Source organism: Paenibacillus nanchangensis (assembly GCF_046543445.1).
Lineage (GTDB): Bacteria > Bacillota > Bacilli > Paenibacillales > Paenibacillaceae > Paenibacillus_AQ > Paenibacillus_AQ nanchangensis.
The window spans coordinates 73,424-90,498 of the sequence record NZ_JBHOFD010000024.1 but is presented as its reverse complement, the minus strand read 5'-3'; the positions used below and the strand labels follow the sequence as shown (position 1 = coordinate 90,498).

Genomic DNA, 17,075 nt, shown 5'->3' with positions numbered 1-17,075 from the left:
CCTTCCGGCTAATAGACACTCCTGCCAATACAAAAAGCGTCTGGGCTGCTCCTTCAACTGGCGACGCAGGACATCCGGTTACCTTCGCCCGGCATCTTTTTAAACAGCAAAAAAGCAGACCTGACAACAGGTCTGCTCCACGTCCCTTTTAGCCGGACGCCTGTCTTATGCCGCCGCCCCAGTTCGGTCAGGGCTGCGATTTAAAATTCTGAATTTCCGTTTTGACGCCTTGAGCGGCGTTTACCGTCTCATCCTTGATGTCTTTGGCTACGCTGACGGTCTCCTTGATTACGCCTGCGACCTCCTGGCCTTTGCCTGACAGCTCACGGCCCGTTTCATTCAGCAGCGCGCCGGTCTCCTTGACCATATCTGCCACATCAGCCAGCTTGGCGCGCACTTTCTGGCCCTGCTGCGGAGCGAGCAGAACACCCAGACCTGCACCGATCAAAGCACCTGCAACCGCGCCTATTGCCATCGTTTTTTTCGTTTCAGCGTCCATGTTCCTGACTCCTCTCTGGGATGCATGATTGATTTCCCCTATTATTACCCACATCTTTCGGGAATCAATACACCCCGGGAGATCAGTGCACCCTTCTACCGGTCAAAACGGAACCAGCTAAAATCGAAGCGGCTGCCCGGGAGGAAAATAAACGTCACCTTCTGCTCGCCCTTCACCCGGTCCAGCTTGAATACCCGTTCTTCATAGTCCTCCGAATGGGTGAATTCGACAAGCTGATTGCTTTCGCCGCCTTCGCCCGCAAACCGGACATGAATCGTATTTTTATCGATAGGGGAACGCCCAAACAGCGTCAGCTGCGCCGCCCCTTCGCCGCCAAAATCTAGATGGCTGAATTCCAGCGACACATTGTTGCCGATTTCCTCTACCCGGCTGCCGGCAACGGTAAAGGTATCACCGTAGATCCGGTCCGCGCCCGCCGCGTCGTTTTGCTCAAACGCCGGGTTTTGCCGCTCGAAAGAAAAGCCTTTGATATGCACCTTCTGCCGCAGCACGAAACAGATCGCAGTGATGCCGCGCAGCCGTCGGGACAGTCGGTACGTCTCCTCCTGATACACATTCCACTTGGATTCCTTTTGGTAGATAACGTCCGCCAGCAGCTCGCTGCCCTCTTCGCCGGGCACACCTTCCCAAATTTCCAGCGGATATTCCTCGTTCGTAAGCGCAAAAATCGGAATGGTAATCGTATCGGAACCGTAAGGGCCAAAATCGATGGCGTGAAAACCAACCTGCGTCTCCCCGTCCCGGCTTGTCGCTACCCCGCGCTCGTTGCCGCTGCCAACCTCGCCTTTGCTGAAGTCGTAGAGGCCGGCGGAAATAAACCCATACGGGTCTTTGTAAGCCGTCCCCAGTCCTTCGGCGGTAAACTCCAGCTCCGAGATCAGCTTCGTTTTGTCCGTGCCGTTGCGGCTTGTACAGCGGAGCCGGAATGCGCCGTCTCCAAGCGCCGTCACCTTTGCTTCATGCCCCATGGCTTCGACCTTGGCGATGTCGGACACGATGCCCGCATCATTCACCGCGCTCCACTCCACGTCCTGGTAAGAGGCATCCGCGGGGAACAGCTGCGCCCGCACGATCATCTCCGTATTCGATTCGTCAAAACGGCGTCCCGACTCGCTGATGATATCAATTTTGCGCAGCGGAATCTCATCCGGCGCTCCCGTGACAACAGCGAGGTCCGGCCGGTTCCCGGACACGGCTGTTCTGCCGCAAACAGCGGGGGATTCGGCCGCCACGGCTTCGAACTCCGCCGTGCGCGGCGACATCCCTTTGGAGGACACCTCCACCCGGATGCTCCCCGGCTCGGCGGCCGCCCCGATGATCGCCATCAGTTTCCCGCTGAACAATCTCCGGCTTGTGCCTTTATACGGGTCGTAATCGGTGCTGTCTCCGTTGTCGAGTCCAAGCAGCAGACCCGCACCGGTAACTTTGACCTGAACACGGTTGTTCGCGTTCTCAACAGGATGGCCGTTTTCGTCCTCCATCCCGATTTCCAGGAACAGCAGATCCGTACCGTCCGCCACAAGCTGCTCCTTGTCCGCCTGCAGACGGATGCGCTTCGCGTCGCCAAACGAGTGCTTCGTATCGGTCGCGATGACCTTCCCGTCCTCGTCATAGGCAATCGCCTTTAGCTCGCCCGGCTCGTAAGGAACTTTCCACGTGCCGACAAGCTGCTTGCCGTTGGCATGGTCGATGTCGCGGATGCCCAACGTTACGCCATTCAGCTGCAGCTCGACCCGGGGCGCATTGGAGCTTACCCGGACGTCGACGATTTGGCCCGGGCTGAAATCCCAATACGGGAACAGATGCACCATCGGCCGTGTTTTGTAATCCGTCCAGCCCGCCTGATAAATATAATAGGAGTCCTTTTCGAAGGTAGCGGTGTCGATCTGGCCGAAATAAGAATTTTTGGTGTGATAAGGCGTTGGTTCGCCGATATAATCGAATCCGGTCCAGATAAACTGCCCCAGCGAAAACGGGGTGTCCCGCTCCGCGATGATGCAGGCCTCCGCTGACTTTGCTCCCCAGCTGGTTGTGCTGTTGCCGAGCGCCGAGCACTGCTCGTCATCGTCGGCCAGGATCGCCTGTTCAAACGGGAAGTGGTAAATGCCCCGGCTCTGCACAACCGATGCCGTCTCGCTGCCGTAAATGATCCAGTCAGGATGCTCCGCGTGGTGCTTTTCGTAGTATTTTTCGGCATAGTTGTATCCCGCCAGCTTAACGATATCGGCGCATTTCTGCGCATTCTCCCAAGGCATGTAGTTCGAACCGATGGTGACCGGCGCATTCCCTTTCGGATCGTGCAGCTGCACCTGTTCCATCAGCTTCCGCGTAATTTCCTGTCCGCGTTCATCCGCGTGGGTATCATATATTTCGTTGCCGATGCTCCACATGATCAGGCTCGGATGATTGCGGTCTCTTCTCACCCAGCTGCGGACATCCGCCGCCGCCCATTCCGGAAAAAAGCGGGCATAATCAAACGGAGTTTTGGGCCGCTCCCACATATCAAACGCCTCCGAAACGACAAACAGCCCCATCTCATCCGCGAGTTCCATCAGCTGCGGGTCAGGCATGTTATGTGCGGTGCGGATCGCATTAACGCCCATATCCTTCAGAATGACGAACCGGCGTTTTAATGCGGTAAGGTTGAATACAGAGCCAAGCGCGCCAAAATCGTGATGCTCGCACACGCCGTTCAGCTTCATTTTGGCCCCATTGACCAGGAGCCCCTGCTGCGGATCCATGACAATGGTGCAGAATCCAACCGCATAAGTTACCTTCTCAAGCGTTTGCCCGGCGGAGAAGCCAGCCCCATCGGCCCCATCGGCCGCGCTCAGCTGCGTCACGAGCCGGTACAAATTCGGCTCTTCGGGACTCCACAGCCGCGGACCGGTAACGGTGAACTGCTGCCGGTTCACGACAGCCGCTGCCGGTGCGGCGTTCGCGCCGCCGTCCGCCGCCACTTTTTGCAATACGGAAGCGACCTCTTCGCCGTTATACAGCAGGGTGTGCGTCAGCTGCGCATCCTCCGTCAGATGAAGTTCGGTATTCACCTCTACTGTCCACTTGTCCGAATGCTGCGTTGTTGTAATATACACGCCGTCAGTGACAATATGGTTTAAGCCCCGAGTCTTCAGCCACACGTTGCGGTAAATGCCCGCACCCGAATACCATCTGCTGTTCGGACTCTGGTGCAGCACCTTGACGACCACTTCGTTGTCGCCGTCCGTCAGAGCATCCGTGATGTCATGCTCGAACGAAGAGTACCCGTATTTCCATTCGCCAACCTTCCGCCCGTTAACATATACCGTGGAATCCATGTAAACGCCGTCAAAATAAAGCAGCACCTGATCTCCTTCTTCCGGCCGGGGGAATACCTTGCGGTACCAGCCAATGCCTTCTTCATAGAGATCGAGCGTATTGTAGATCAGCCAATCATGCGGAAGATCCACCGGTTCAAACGTCAAACCGGCGGAATCCTTCGTATCCAGACTGCTTTTGGCGAACTGCCATCCGTCGTTAAATAAAATCTTTTTGTTCAAGAACGAGCCCACACTTTCCTGAAAGATTTTGGTCCAGGCTATCATATCACCTGGTTATCTCTTCCGAAAGTGAGCGATTCACTTCTCTTCGCTTCGCATCGCGGGCCGTATATTCTCTTTTGATTGCCGACGGTTCCCGGTACTTATTCCCTTAAGCAGCGGCTGGCAATCCGTTGTGTTTAACTGGGAATCACTGATTTTTGCCTCCACACGGCAGACATGGCCGGAACGGTCTTTTCGGCATATTCGAGGAACGGGATTAAACAACCTTTATTTGCAAGCTCCTGCAGCAGTCTCACAGGGTAAGGCTGGATAAACCGGTAAGAGTTCACATGATCGATTACCTTAAGCTGCCGCTCAGGAGTGATGTATATATGACGTAAAGCGGCATCTCTCCGGGTAAACCGGACGCGCTGCATCTCATGCAGCATCACCACAAGCTTTTCAGCCAGAAAAACAGGGAGATGATGCTGTTCGGACAGGAAGGTGTCGATGTCCTGCCCTTGAATATACTCCATAATAATGTAGTCCGAACCCACTCCGTGTACGCGCGGCGTAAAGGATGCAGAGCTGGCTTTATAAAGGGAGTGCGCCTCCTGCTGGGCATCGCTTTCGTGCGCAAAAACCTTTACACAAGTTGTGGGAGAAAGCTGGAAAACCGCCCCTTGCGCGCCTGCTCCAAGAAAGGGGTAGCCCGCCGGGTTCATCCACTGAACTTTATAAGGCTGGTTTGGCTCTGAAATACTGGGATACACTTGGATATTATGAAACGCCACAACCATTCACATCCCCTGCACTAAATTCCCAGTCCAGGCAGCAGATATTTTTCCTGGAGCGTATGGAGCCGGGGCACAAGGCTGTTTCTCCGTATTTCCAAAGCAAAAGCGAGCGTTGCCAATTCCCCGTCTGTTACTCCCCATAATACCGGCAGATCCGCGGTGATTTGGTGAAAATCCTGTGCGGTAAGGGCGTTGATTCTGGCGATTGCCTGGCCGAACGGATCGGGGTTTTGCAGATGGGGAGCAAATTTTGCATACAATGGCCCCCAAAATTCATGCTGGACCGATAAGGAATTCATCACGTTTTTTACCGTCCAGTTCGGTCCATTAAAAATATTCGCGTTGTCAATCATCCACAGCTGCGGATTAGCTCCCCGCGAAACGAGGATATTTTGTCCATCTTCACGCCATAGATGGCGGTCGTTGTTGTCCAGCCAGTGATCGAATGCGATAATATCCGCCGCCTGGGCGATATTATGACAACTGCCGAGCTCTTCGTCCGTGGGAAAATTCGTACTGTCCGGCACATATCTGCTGCCATAATGCGGACCACGGCCAAGGTCGATCCCCAAACTTAGCGACCGGCTTCTTAAAGACTCGTCAATATAGACGACTTGTCCATCAGGAACGGGAAGGTTCAGCCGCTTCGCCAACCTGAAGCAAATCATCTCGTTTACCAGAACCCGAATCCCCTGCGGGTTGCTGGTTAATTTAACAACATACAAATTACCGTCGCTGCATTCCATCAAATGAGGCGTACTCCATCCCGACAGCGGCTTGACATAGTTGACAGCCTGAAGCATGAACCCACCTCCATACTTCCGAGGAGTAGCAGATAATCAGGCGAACTATGGAAATCCCCGACTATCTGGTTAATGATTAATGGTTTCCTTAGGCACTGTTTAAGCCCACCAGCCCTTTACCGTACTTTCCAGCACATTTGCTAATCATGTACATCCTCCTTTTTATTGATATATTCTAGTGTATGTTTTGGATTTGCCTGGAACAGGGCCTCTTGGCAAATAAAATTGCCGCAACCATAGCCCTTCTTGGACTTGGTGCGGCAATTGTTTTGCTCCGCTCTAACTATTAGCTTTGGAAACATGAAGTAGATTATGCCGTGAATATATGCAGGGCATCTTCGTGTTAAGGGGGATTCGCCGGTTCGCCGCCTACCTGCTGCACTCTTTTTGCAAACCGGACCGGAGTCTTAACACTCAGCCCGCTGCCGGAATAGAGTAAAAGACGCGAGCCCCCCACGTATCGGTAAACCACACGGCTTTGCCGCCAATGACGACCGGCTGGGTTTCGGACAACCTGAAGCCCGGAAGCGACTGAATGCTGCCCGAAGGATTGCCGTCTCCGTCAATGTATTGCATTTTCACATCGCCCGGACGCCCCTCCAGATCAAATTCCTGCCATAGAACCATCATGCGGTTATCCGTGATTTTGACCAGCTTGGGGACGGAGGCGTTTTTGCTGCCGTCCGTATACTTCGCCAGTGTCACTTGCCGGGCCGCGCCGGCGCTTACATTGCTTTTTGGAAGCACGGCGAGCATGATGTCCCGTTGATCAACCTTCAGGCCCACCATTTCAAACGAGGTATACTCCTTAACCTTCGAATGATCAACCGAGTTCATCGCTACGATATAGCTGCCGGCAGACATCTCGAAGCCGCCGAGCGATACACCGGTTTCATTTGCGCCGATTCTTCCCGGAATGTTGAACAGATCCACTTCAGTGTAATCACTGCCGTTTCCCTTGTTGAGCACAATGGAACGCGGATAAGCGTCGCCATGATCAACAAGCACATGCTCGGCCCCGTCGAACAAAACATACTGGTCAAACGAATGACTGACGTGATTGGCCTGGAAACGTCCAAGATCGTTGGTCACCTTCATCGAAGCCGTATTGACGATCATCGTCAGCTGGGATTGGTGATTCAGCCCATCGTCGGTTTTGTACCGTTTGCGCGCAGTGTGGAACACCAGCGTGTCCCCCATTTCGGCCATGCGGCCGGAACCCGCGTCAAAGGGCTCGATTGTAAAGCTCTGTCCGCCGGTTACCGAAACGCTGTCGATCCGATTGAAGCTTTTATCGTAGCGGACGATCCGGATGACTTCTTTGGCATCATTCTGCTCCGCATTGCTCTGCCCAAACGCAATATAATTATAGGCCGTCCCGCTAAAAAATCCGCCGAACAGCGGAAGCTCCATCGGGATATTCGTTTTTCCGGCAGGCGCAAACGCAGCGCTGTACTTCTCTACCGTAAGCGTTTTACCCGCTTGAACGACGCTCAGCGAGCCGTCGCTGCCAGGCACGATGGTTGTGGCCGCCGGCTGCTGCCATCTGGAAAAAGAAGAAGTGAGCGCATTGTCGTCCGTCACCTGCAGCCCCGGCACCCGGGAAGCATGTTCAGGCGTTTTCGGAAAAAGCGAGATTTTATTGGACGAGGGTTCATATTCCACCTCAAACGGGACTTTGGCAGCCAGATCCCGCAGCTGGAAATAATTACTGCCGTTAATATTATAGGCCGTTATCGGCTGCGGTTTGCCGTCCACCAGCACCTTCGAGGAGGAAGGCACTGCGGCCAGTCCCGTGCCGCGCCCGGAGTATCCCCGGTACACGGAGGTTCTTGGCGTATAAGGCCGGCCGGTCAAAATCTCCACCGATCCGCCCGCCGCACTGTAGGACACATCGAATTGGCTTGGGCTGCCGGACAGCGCCTCCGCCACATCGCGCAGGCTGAAGTAATTGCTGCCGTTAACCGTAAAACCGGTGATGGCCCACTCCTGCCCCCGTACGTACGTGCTGCTCTCCGACACGCTTGCTTTAACCGGCTTCTCCGCGGAAGCCGGAGCGGCAGCACCGAAAAGCGGGATTGCCAGCATAACCGCCAGCATTGAACTTACGATTTTTTTCAAGTGATACGCCTCCATCAGCTTATGAATGTACAACCAAGATGTTAGGTATGTATTGCCATGCCTCCCTTAGTAATCATCGGATGTTACGGGGGATTTAGTTATAAAGTAGCAATAAGGCACATAGGCATCGAGTTTTCACACACCGAAAGTCCCGGTTACTCCGGGCATGGAGCGCCGTTTGCTATACAAGAGAGAGCGGGCTCAAAGGAGCAGGCGTAATGTGGTGGCATGGTGTTCCGGGAGTATGTAAAATAGTTTATGAAGCTCATCCTTCCGAAAAAGAGGTCACAATATGAACGCCAAAGAACAGAAACAAGAACAGGTATTAGCCGGATTCAGGGAACTATATAACAAGATGGTTTGGCTCAATAAAGGAAAAATGGAAGACACTCTGAAGGGGCAAACCCCATCTGAGGTGCACTGCATCGAATGTATTGAGAACAACACCGATCCCAACGTGACCCAACTCGCAGAGTGCCTTTATTTAACTACCGGCGCTATCAGTAAAATGACAAAAAAGCTTATAAAAAAGGGCCTTATAGAAAGTTACCAAAAGCCGGATAACAAGAAGGAGATCTATTTCAGGCTTACTGGTCAAGGGAAAACCATTTATAAAATCCATTCGGATCTGCACAAGGAATTTCAAGAGCGGGATAAAGCCGTATTTGAACAGATCACGGAACAGCAATTTGACAGCATGTTAACCTTTTTGGAAAGGTACAGCCATCATCTGGATAATGAAATCAAGAAACAGGGAATAGCAATGGAGCCGGATGCATCTGAATCAAAAAACAATTAGATAGAAACAGCCCCACAGCCCCACGTTACTTAAAGGGGCTGTTTTTTGTCATTGTTTTTTGTTGACAAGGAAGCAAAATCGGCATAGGATGATATTGCTTACCAGGAAACAAAATTACTTCAGACAGAGTCTATATTGGAATTATGTAGAGGAGAGAAATTATCATGAGTAATGAGATTCAAACTATGAGTACAAGGGGTCAGACTGCGCATTTTCCCCAATCCCTGCGTGAGGCCTGGCTGGCACTGTCTGGACTCTCGGCGGTGTTTCTGTTCGAGATGCTGGACAATTCGATCCTGAACGTTGCATTGCCCACGATCGGACAAGATTTACATGCATCAACTATCGCGTTGCAGTGGGTGACGAATGCGTACGCTGTTGTATTTGGCGGGCTGATGCTGCTGTTTGGCGCAATCGCCGACCGCTTTGGCCGGCGGAAGATTATGCTCATCGGACTGGTACTGCTCGGAATCGCAAGTATGGCAACCGCTTTTGTGTCTTCTACCGGGGAACTCATCGCTGTTCGGGTGGCCATGGGATGCGCGGCCGCAATGACGACCCCGGGATCGATGGCTCTGGCCTTTCGGTTGTTTGCGGAGGACAGCCTCCGCGTCCGTGCGACGACCCTCATTTCGACCGTTGGGCTGATAGGCCTAGCGATAGGTCCGACAGTAGGTGGTTTCGTGCTTGCAATCGCGCCTTGGCAGGCCCTGCTGCTGGTGAACGTACCGGTCGCCGTACTCGCAATAATTGGTGTGCGATTTGGCATTCCTAAGGATGAGGCGGACGACCTCCACCGTGATCCGGTAGATTTCCTCGGTGCGTTGCTTAGTACCGCCGCCATCGTTCTGGCGCTTGTCGCCCCGACACTATTCATGAACAACGGCGCTGGAGCATGGATTTCATGGGCAGCCATTGCCGCATCTGGCTCTGGTGCGATTCTTTTCCTCATTCGCGAGCGCTTAGTGCGTTATCCGCTCCTCAACCTCCAATATGTCGCACGTCCTCTCGTCTCCAGCGGCCTCGCGTACAAAGCCGCATCCGGGCTGGCGACTGCCGGACTTGGCTACATGGTAACGCTTCAGCTGCAGCTCGACTGGGGGTGGTCTCCGGCCCTCGCCGCCATCGGAATGCTGCCGCAAGTCATCGTTCTGCTTGCTGCGGGCCCCCTCATTAATCCTTTTGTACAAAAGGTTGGGCTTGGCCGGGCCGCATGGCTTGGCACAGGAGCCGTCGTATTCGGACTCGCCATTTATAGTATGTTAAGCCGTTTGGGTTACCTATGGGTTGCGGTCCCACTCGTTACCGTAGCTGCGGGGATGCGTGTGGTCGGCGTCGTTGCAGCAATTAACGTATTCCGTGGTCTTCCGGAGAATCGGACTTCGATCGGCGCGGCACTCATCGACACGTCCTCCCAGATTACCACCGCCTTCGGTATTGCCGTCGCCGGCACCGTTCTCGCCGTTCTATTTAGCGGCGACATCACCAAAGCGAACTGGAGCATGCAGCAGACCGCACAGTTCCGGGAAGCGGTCACGATTGCCGGCCTGACGCTCACAGCAGTGTCAGCGATGCTGGTTGTCTGGGCGATAGTCCGTTCAAGAGGTGCCGTTGACGGCCCGGAAAGCACATCCGATCCTGAAGCTGATGCCTAGCAGCTTGTGCAGCTATCCAAACCGCATTTTCACGGCAAAAAGGCCCGGACGCTGACTGGCCGCCCGGACCTCCGATAACTATAAGATTATGCCCTCTCTGCCTGGATACCGAGCCCCGCAAAAAAGGTCGGGTACTGAACAATCCGCGAATCGTTTGGAATAAGCCGCGCAGCAGCGCTCACGCCACAAATGTTACTTTAGACGTTATGCACAATCCCGTTTTTGATCGCGGCTGCAAGCCCCGCCGGGTTTTCCCAAGCCATTGAATGTCCGGCCCGCTCCACAATCCCGATATGGACACCTTGGTCCGCCAGCGCCTGCGCATCCGGGTCGGGCAGCGACCGCTCGCCAAATATAAACGTTCTGGGGCAGGTCAGCGAATACAGGATCTCTCTCCAGGCTGGGGTTTGGCCGGCAATCGCCGATTTCGATAGACGGTGCGCTGCAAGCGGCGACCACAAGGACAAGCTGGCCGCCCAGTTGGTATTGCCCTCCTGGCGTTGACGGGAAGTGTAATCGGCTAACCCATGTTCCGCAAAATCTTGTTCACTATAAGACGCTATCGCCCTGCTCGCAAATCCGCCCCCTGCATCGAGGTTTGCTTCGCTTAAGATCAGCCGGCTGATCCGGTCCCGCCGTTTCTCCGCCAAAGCAAGCGCCACCGCTCCGCCGAGACTGTGACCAAACAGGATAAACTCCTTCAGCCCTATGGCATCAACCCATTCCGCCAAATATTCGGCATGGCCGCTCACCGTGTAGCTGAAATCCTCAGGTTTGTCGCTGTAGCCAGCCCCCAGCATGTCCAGCATAATCCGCCGGTGTCCCGCCAGCTCCGGCTGGGCCGCCACCTGCGGATAATCAAGCGAACCTGCGCAGCCAAGCCCGTGAATAAAAACAATCGGCGTATCTTCGCCAGGCAGATCGTGATAGCGCAAGCTAGCCTGGATATTTTTTAATCTGTACTCCTGCATGAAATGTTCTTCCTTCCCTAAAAATCCTCTATGTAGTGTAATTCCCCCGCTACGGACTGGCATATGGGCAACAGTAACGGCAGCTTCTTTCCCGGTACATGCCAATCCGGTTCCTTCGCCCGCCGATTCTCCCGTCATCCCGTTATTGCTCCTCCGAACCCGGGATTTTCCCGACCAGCTCCTGATATTTGGCATACCAGGATTTCCAATCGTCTTCTCGGGATTCAACCGTACGGCCCTCCAACACGGCATTCATGACCTCCAGACAGACATGCCAGCCGGCAAGATCCTTTGGAGTGTGGCCAGTAATTTGGCTGATCCGTTCAATCAAAAGCAGACGGCAGCCGTCCTCCTCGGGATACAGCTCAAACCGGACCTGATCTTCGCCCCAAGCATACTCCAGCACAGAATCCGGCTTCATCTCCGTAATTTCCAGCTCTTCAAATGTGCCGTCGCCCATATCGAATTTCACGGCGCCTCCAACCCGCAAATCGTCGATCCGCAGCTCGGAAAACCACTTGGCCAGCTTGTCATTATCAGTCAGCGCTCCCCAGACGCTCTGAACGGAATGTTTCAATTGACGTTCAAACCGGGCGGTATACCCTTGTTCTGCCTGCTCAATTACCGCTAACATGGCAAGCCCCCTCCCTCCAAAAAATACCGGCAGTTACCTGCCGGGTCCCTGCAAGCAGCCGGACAGCTGTACGCATCGTTTTTACAGGTTAGCCCCAAAAAAGGCTGGGTTTCCGGCTGCTGCCACTTAATTTTGCCCGTTGACTCCGAATAACACTGTATTTGCAGATGAGGCAGTTCAGCCCGTCAGCAGTTTCCCTCAGCCTGTGCGGCTTCACCCTTCCATGTTAGCGGAACAAACACCGAGGCGCAATTGGACTGCCGAAAACAGGCGATGACTTGCAGCCCCCACTCTCTACATCCCGGCGGCCTGCTTAATCCGTGTGCGTTCGCTGACAATAACGTCCCTTAATGCTTCCGTGCCGTATGCACCTGCCGTAAAGGCATTTGCATTCTCGTAAAAGACCATCCGGAAGGAAGTTCCGTCGATTAGATGTACCCGAAGGAAGATGCCGTATTCCGGTTTGTTGTCCTTATAAATCGTATCAAAGCCAACGTTCTCAAGCCCCGGCAATTCCTCAGCAAAAACCGCTGATGCATCCGGCGTGAAGTCACCGATTGGACTGCCGTCTATACCGCTCTCCAGGCTTACTTTTGCGATTTTTCCATCGATATCCCATAGATCGCCGAGCGTCTTGGCATGCGGATTGCGTTCTGCTTCATACACTTTGTTGGCCGCAATGACGCGGTAAGACGGCTTATAGCCTTTCATGGCATATACCGGTGTACCAGCGGGAAGATAGGCGGCATCGCCATTATGGCTCACATGATCTGTACAGGCATGCCCGTCCAGCATGTATGCTACTTCACCGATCTGTTTTTCCTGCTGCCCGTCCGTAATTTCCTCGGTTCCTTCCGAATTATAGGAGTACGTAATGTCGTTCAGCTTCAGAAAATCGACCCACTCTATAGTGCTTTTGCAATCCCCAGCCGCACCTTCCGATTGTCTATCTCCCACTCCAGCACAGCCAGCCAGAACCAGCAGCACACCCAGCAAAACCACCGGTATAACGAATCGCTTGATTGTCTGCATTTCACATCACCTCATCTCCTAGACGTTCCCGAATGGTCCGAAGTTACGGCGGATGTCTTGCGTGGTTCCTTGTACACGCCGATTTTATTAAAAATTGGAGACCAGCTGGTCTTTGACTGTTAACCCCGGCGGGAATATAGTATGAGACAATCTTTACTGTTTGTGAATTGTATGAGGATATGGAGGTTGGATAAATGATCAGGCCTGCTGAAGCGGAAGATTGGCAAGATATTTCCCGGCTGTTGGAGCAGCTTGGCTACCCGGGTACGGAGTCTTTTATTAAGGACAACATCGTAAGGCTTCTGGAACACCCCAACGAGGAGCTTATGGTTTACGAGGATGAAGGGAAAATTGCTGCCTGCATTTCCCTGCATTACATCCCTCAATTGGCCCTTGAAGGAGACATTGCGGTTATTAGCTACCTTGTAGTAGACGCAACAACCCGAAGCAAGGGGATTGGCAGAGCAATTGAAGAATTTGCCGCTGCATCGGCCAAAAAAAGAAACTGTGACCGAATTCAAGTGCATTGTCATTCAAGAAGAACAGATGCTCATAGATTCTACAAGCGGCAGGGATACGACGAAGCTCCAAAATACTTCTCAAAACGGTTGACGAAGGGAAGTTAGGCGCAGCAGACCGGACTTGGCGGACAGCGCAGTATGCCCAACCACGCCGAAATCATAGTTATTCGATAACTCCCCGTCCGGTACTGACTTTCAGCCGGACCACTTTCGCATCATGCGGCTGCAGTCGAGCCTCGAAATTGCTCCGGTCGCGTTCAAACTCATTTGTCCATTGGTACATCCGCTTCAGCATCTGCCGGTCCGGACGGTAACCGCAGGATTCGAGTCCTAACTTTTGCTTTACATACCGGGTGAAAATTCGTATTCTGCGTTTCCATAAGGGAGGATCGAGAAAAATAATCGCGTCCGCCATCTCCAGCAAACAGCGGTATGACGCCCGGTCCGTCCCTTCAAAAATCCAAGCCCCGCTGCGGTCGATCTCACGGATGACCTCCAGCTGCTCCTGCGGTGTCCGTTTATGTCTCCCCGTCTCCGTCTGCGGATACACAATACTGTCCAGCTCGTACCAAGGAATTTGCAACTGCTCCGACAAACGTTTGGCTAACGTGGTTTTGCCGCTGGCTACGATTCCGGTAATAAAAATTTTTGTTCCGTTCATGTCACTTCTCTCCCGGGAACTCCTCGTCCATCTGGGTCCCTGTCTCAATTTAAAAGCGCATCCTAATCTGATTATACAAAATTAGGCCGATCATGGCAGAAGCAACCACAATCAGCCTAATTTTGTATCACTGACCTGCATCTCGCCAGGACCAGCTTTTAATTAAAAATGGAGGCGACAATCAGAACGAATCCGGCGACCAGACCGATAGGTCCCCAATAATGCATCGGGATAAAAAACAGACTGTGTCCTGTTCCCGCCCGAAAACGTTCCCCGGTCTCCTCATCTACATACACTCTGTTCGATTTGGCATTCAAAGCTTTTCCCAGGTACCAGATAATGACTCCGGAAACAATAAACACAAACGCCATAGGCAGACGGTCATCAATGGATTCCAGCCCTAATGCCGACAGCAGCGAAGTGACGGCAAACACAAGTATTGCAGGAATCACAACGTTCAAAATGCCATAACCCTTCCAGATAATCATGCATACTACATCCTCTCTCTATGTATATTTAAAGCCTCTCATATAAATGAAATACAGGCTTTATTTCCAGCATTAACCACAATATCATAATAACTTATCGTTTGACGAGAGGCTGAATGTCCTGAGAACATTGGCGGAGTTAAGGGATATATGGTGCGCAAAAAAGCAACCCGCCCTAGAAAATCTATAGGCTGCGGCTGCTTCCGCAAGGTACATATTTCCCGGCTTGCCGCAGGGGCTGCCGGAATGTTGATCCCTTGTCTGCAATTTGTTTAGGCTCCTGTTTCCGGATACATCGCCCTAGGTTGCATTCTTCAATCTATCGTCTTCCACGACCTCTACTCCTTCGGCGATCCATTCTTCTTCCCCGGAGGCCAAACCCTCCAGCAGATAACGGACTTGATCAAACGTAACGAACCATGACACTTTGCGCAGGAGGACATCCCGGTTATCGACTCCTCTATGCAGCATCACCTGCCGGGTGAACGGCTCGCCGCAATCCTCCAAAAGATACAAATAGTCATAGTCCGGATCACCGATCGCGGCATCGCCAAAATCAATGATTCCCGTTAACTGTGTCTTCAGGGGATCCATCAAAAAATGGTCGGGCGATAAATCGGCATGGATCAACGCCGGAGTATACGCAAAGTTGGACGGATCATCCAAATAGCTTTGGAAACGCTGTTCGAGGTAATCTCTGACTGAGCCTGCAACGATAGGATATACCTGCTTTTGCGCGGCTTCCCATAACTCCAGGGCATCCGCTCTGTGATTATAACCGGGGACCCCTGCCTGTAAAGCAAGTTCTACCGGAAATGCTTTCAGCGTATTCATGAAATCCGCAAGCTGGGATGCGAGCAGTTCTTGGGCCTCATTAGAGAGCGCAGCGAATCCATCTTCTCCCAGCACCTCACCCGAAACCTTCCGGTAACCGGCGAACGGCCGTCCATCCGAGAACCGGCCAATGAACTCAAATTTCGGAATGCCGGCTTTCACCTGATGGTGCAGCAGCGGCAGCAGCCGAATCTCTTTTTCCAGCTCATCCGCCCCCTGCCTGGATTTCGGAAACCGAAACACCCACTCTCCATTAACGAGTACGGCATAATTCCGAAAACCTTCGCCAAGCGGCTCCATCGTCTGAATGGCCAAATCGGGAAATTGATCGTTGATGGCCTGCCGGGCGGACTGAAGATTGGGTTCTGGCATTTGATTCAAACCTCCTCTTCCTTTTTCGCCTATATTCCGATTATCCAGGTTTCCAATTGCATCCCCGGTTTATGGATACTGTATTTGAAGCCTCAAAGCGACTTCCCGGGGCCTTACATCCAATGCTAACAGCCTTTTGATCTCCACCCACACAGGCAGGTAGCTTCCCCTGTCTCTGAGCGCGCCCGAGTATTCCTCCCCTGCTCCAGTCCCGAACTCCCCTTCCAAGATATCTGCGAAATAAAAATATTGAGTTCCCCCATACTCAACTTCCGCGATACACTCCCGGATGTTCACCGTAACACCTAACTCCTCCCACGCCTCTCTGGCAGCGGCCTGTTCCGGTGTCTCGCCTTCTTCCAGACCCCCACCGGGAAACACATAATATTCTGCACCGTCTCTAATTCTTTGAATTAGCGCGACATGCTTATCTTTAATTAAAATCACCGAACTTCGGTTTCTCATGGCTCCTCCTTGTCCACTCGCTCTAAAGCGCTGCGTGAACATATAAACATCGTTAATTTTAGAAGGCTATACTATAATTTATCTACTATAACAAATGGCGGGTGGTCCGATTGAATACACATATATACCTGGTTAGGCATGCCCATTCCAATTACTCTTCCGACGAATTAAACCGTCCTTTATCGGAACGGGGAAAAAGAGACGCAGATAAAGTTACGGAGATTCTAAAAAAAGAAGGGATCCAGGTTCTCATCTCAAGTCCGTACAAACGAGCAGTCCAAACCATTGAAGGTCTAGCCGATACACTTGGCGCTAGTATAGTCATAGAGAACAGCTTTCGGGAAAGGACCCTAGCGGGACAACCTGTCGATGACTTTGAGTCTGCCCTATCAAAAGTATGGGAAGACGATTGCTTTGCCTGGGAAGGCGGAGAATCCAACCTCGATGCCCGGCAGAGGGGAGTCGAAGCACTCACAACGATACTTAAACAATATCCAGGCAAAAATATAGCCGTCGGGACACACGGAAACCTTATGGTGCTAATTATGAATCACTTTGATAAAAGGTATGATTTTGCATTTTGGAAGCAGTTAAAGATGCCCGATATTTACAAGTTAACTTTCAACGGGTTTCGGCTCGTGGAGGTGGAGCAGTTAGCAGTTACGTAGTTCTCCCTAGTAAAAAAGCCCTCAATTCACAAGACGAATTGAGAGCTTCCATTAAAATATTAACGGGTGAGGAGGATTGGGACCTCCATCTCCCTCTTAGCGGGAGGGCGTTCTAATTGAACTATCACCCTGCACAGGAAGGCTCAAGTCCTTCATCCCCTGCTTGAGAGGCAGGTATTTTGATTAAACTACTGTGTGTGAAAATTTTATCAT

The 17,075-nt window shown here is 52.5% G+C and carries 16 protein-coding genes; 4 read left to right on the top strand and 12 right to left on the bottom strand.

Annotation, left to right across the window (positions count from 1 at the left end; genetic code table 11):
- Positions 1–187: 187 nt before the first annotated feature.
- From ACE6ED_RS19220 to ACE6ED_RS19200, 5 genes are all read right to left on the bottom strand, one after another.
- Positions 188–499 carry a YtxH domain-containing protein gene (locus ACE6ED_RS19220; protein ID WP_410828842.1) on the bottom strand — a complete coding sequence of 104 codons (312 nt, stop codon included), beginning with the start codon at positions 497–499 and terminating at the stop codon, positions 188–190.
- 95 nt (positions 500–594) lie between these two features.
- Positions 595–4,059, bottom strand: coding sequence for a glycoside hydrolase family 2 TIM barrel-domain containing protein (locus ACE6ED_RS19215; protein ID WP_410828841.1), 3,465 nt, complete (start codon positions 4,057–4,059; stop codon positions 595–597).
- A 179-nt stretch (positions 4,060–4,238) separates the two neighbouring features.
- Positions 4,239–4,835 carry a serine/threonine-protein kinase gene (locus tag ACE6ED_RS19210; RefSeq protein WP_410828840.1) on the bottom strand — a complete coding sequence of 199 codons (597 nt, stop codon included), beginning with the start codon at positions 4,833–4,835 and terminating at the stop codon, positions 4,239–4,241.
- A gap of 20 nt (positions 4,836–4,855) precedes the next feature.
- Positions 4,856–5,641 (bottom strand): HipA family kinase, encoded by a 786-nt coding sequence (locus ACE6ED_RS19205; RefSeq protein ID WP_410828839.1) that lies wholly within the window; start codon positions 5,639–5,641, stop codon positions 4,856–4,858.
- Between the two features lie 414 nt (positions 5,642–6,055).
- Positions 6,056–7,762, bottom strand: a complete 1,707-nt coding sequence (locus tag ACE6ED_RS19200) for a hypothetical protein (protein WP_410828838.1) — start codon at positions 7,760–7,762, stop codon at positions 6,056–6,058.
- 292 nt (positions 7,763–8,054) lie between these two features.
- Between ACE6ED_RS19200 and ACE6ED_RS19195 the strand changes: the two genes are divergently transcribed.
- Together ACE6ED_RS19195 and ACE6ED_RS19190 are read left to right on the top strand one after the other, a co-directional pair.
- Entirely contained in the window at positions 8,055–8,561 is a 507-nt protein-coding gene (locus ACE6ED_RS19195) for a MarR family transcriptional regulator (protein WP_410828837.1), read from the top strand.
- Positions 8,562–8,725: 164 nt separating this feature from the next.
- Positions 8,726–10,216, top strand: coding sequence for an MFS transporter (locus tag ACE6ED_RS19190; protein ID WP_458782635.1), 1,491 nt, complete (start codon positions 8,726–8,728; stop codon positions 10,214–10,216).
- Between the two features lie 197 nt (positions 10,217–10,413).
- On the opposite strand, the gene ACE6ED_RS19185 is transcribed toward ACE6ED_RS19190, so the two are convergent.
- From ACE6ED_RS19185 to ACE6ED_RS19175, 3 genes are all read right to left on the bottom strand, one after another.
- A complete protein-coding gene (locus ACE6ED_RS19185; protein ID WP_410828836.1) occupies positions 10,414–11,325 on the bottom strand; it encodes an alpha/beta fold hydrolase in 912 nt (303 codons plus the stop codon).
- A gap of 4 nt (positions 11,326–11,329) precedes the next feature.
- The gene (locus ACE6ED_RS19180; protein WP_410828835.1) at positions 11,330–11,821 is read right to left on the bottom strand and encodes an SRPBCC family protein; all 492 of its coding nucleotides are present in this window, start codon (positions 11,819–11,821) and stop codon (positions 11,330–11,332) included.
- Between the two features lie 294 nt (positions 11,822–12,115).
- Positions 12,116–12,853, bottom strand: a complete 738-nt coding sequence (locus ACE6ED_RS19175) for a hypothetical protein (RefSeq protein ID WP_410828834.1) — start codon at positions 12,851–12,853, stop codon at positions 12,116–12,118.
- Positions 12,854–13,047: 194 nt separating this feature from the next.
- On the opposite strand from ACE6ED_RS19175, the gene ACE6ED_RS19170 reads away from it, so the two are divergent.
- Entirely contained in the window at positions 13,048–13,479 is a 432-nt protein-coding gene (locus tag ACE6ED_RS19170; protein WP_410828833.1) for a GNAT family N-acetyltransferase, read from the top strand.
- A 58-nt stretch (positions 13,480–13,537) separates the two neighbouring features.
- On the opposite strand, the gene ACE6ED_RS19165 is transcribed toward ACE6ED_RS19170, so the two are convergent.
- The 4 genes from ACE6ED_RS19165 to ACE6ED_RS19150 form a co-directional block, all read right to left on the bottom strand.
- The gene (locus ACE6ED_RS19165; protein WP_410828832.1) at positions 13,538–14,035 is read right to left on the bottom strand and encodes a P-loop NTPase family protein; all 498 of its coding nucleotides are present in this window, start codon (positions 14,033–14,035) and stop codon (positions 13,538–13,540) included.
- 158 nt (positions 14,036–14,193) lie between these two features.
- Entirely contained in the window at positions 14,194–14,523 is a 330-nt protein-coding gene (locus ACE6ED_RS19160) for a hypothetical protein (RefSeq protein WP_410828831.1), read from the bottom strand.
- Positions 14,524–14,823: 300 nt separating this feature from the next.
- Positions 14,824–15,729, bottom strand: a complete 906-nt coding sequence (locus tag ACE6ED_RS19155) for a phosphotransferase family protein (protein WP_410828830.1) — start codon at positions 15,727–15,729, stop codon at positions 14,824–14,826.
- Between the two features lie 69 nt (positions 15,730–15,798).
- Positions 15,799–16,194, bottom strand: a complete 396-nt coding sequence (locus tag ACE6ED_RS19150; protein ID WP_410828829.1) for an NUDIX hydrolase — start codon at positions 16,192–16,194, stop codon at positions 15,799–15,801.
- Positions 16,195–16,304: 110 nt separating this feature from the next.
- On the opposite strand from ACE6ED_RS19150, the gene ACE6ED_RS19145 reads away from it, so the two are divergent.
- Positions 16,305–16,862 (top strand): histidine phosphatase family protein, encoded by a 558-nt coding sequence (locus ACE6ED_RS19145; protein WP_410828828.1) that lies wholly within the window; start codon positions 16,305–16,307, stop codon positions 16,860–16,862.
- Positions 16,863–17,075: the final 213 nt, after the last annotated feature.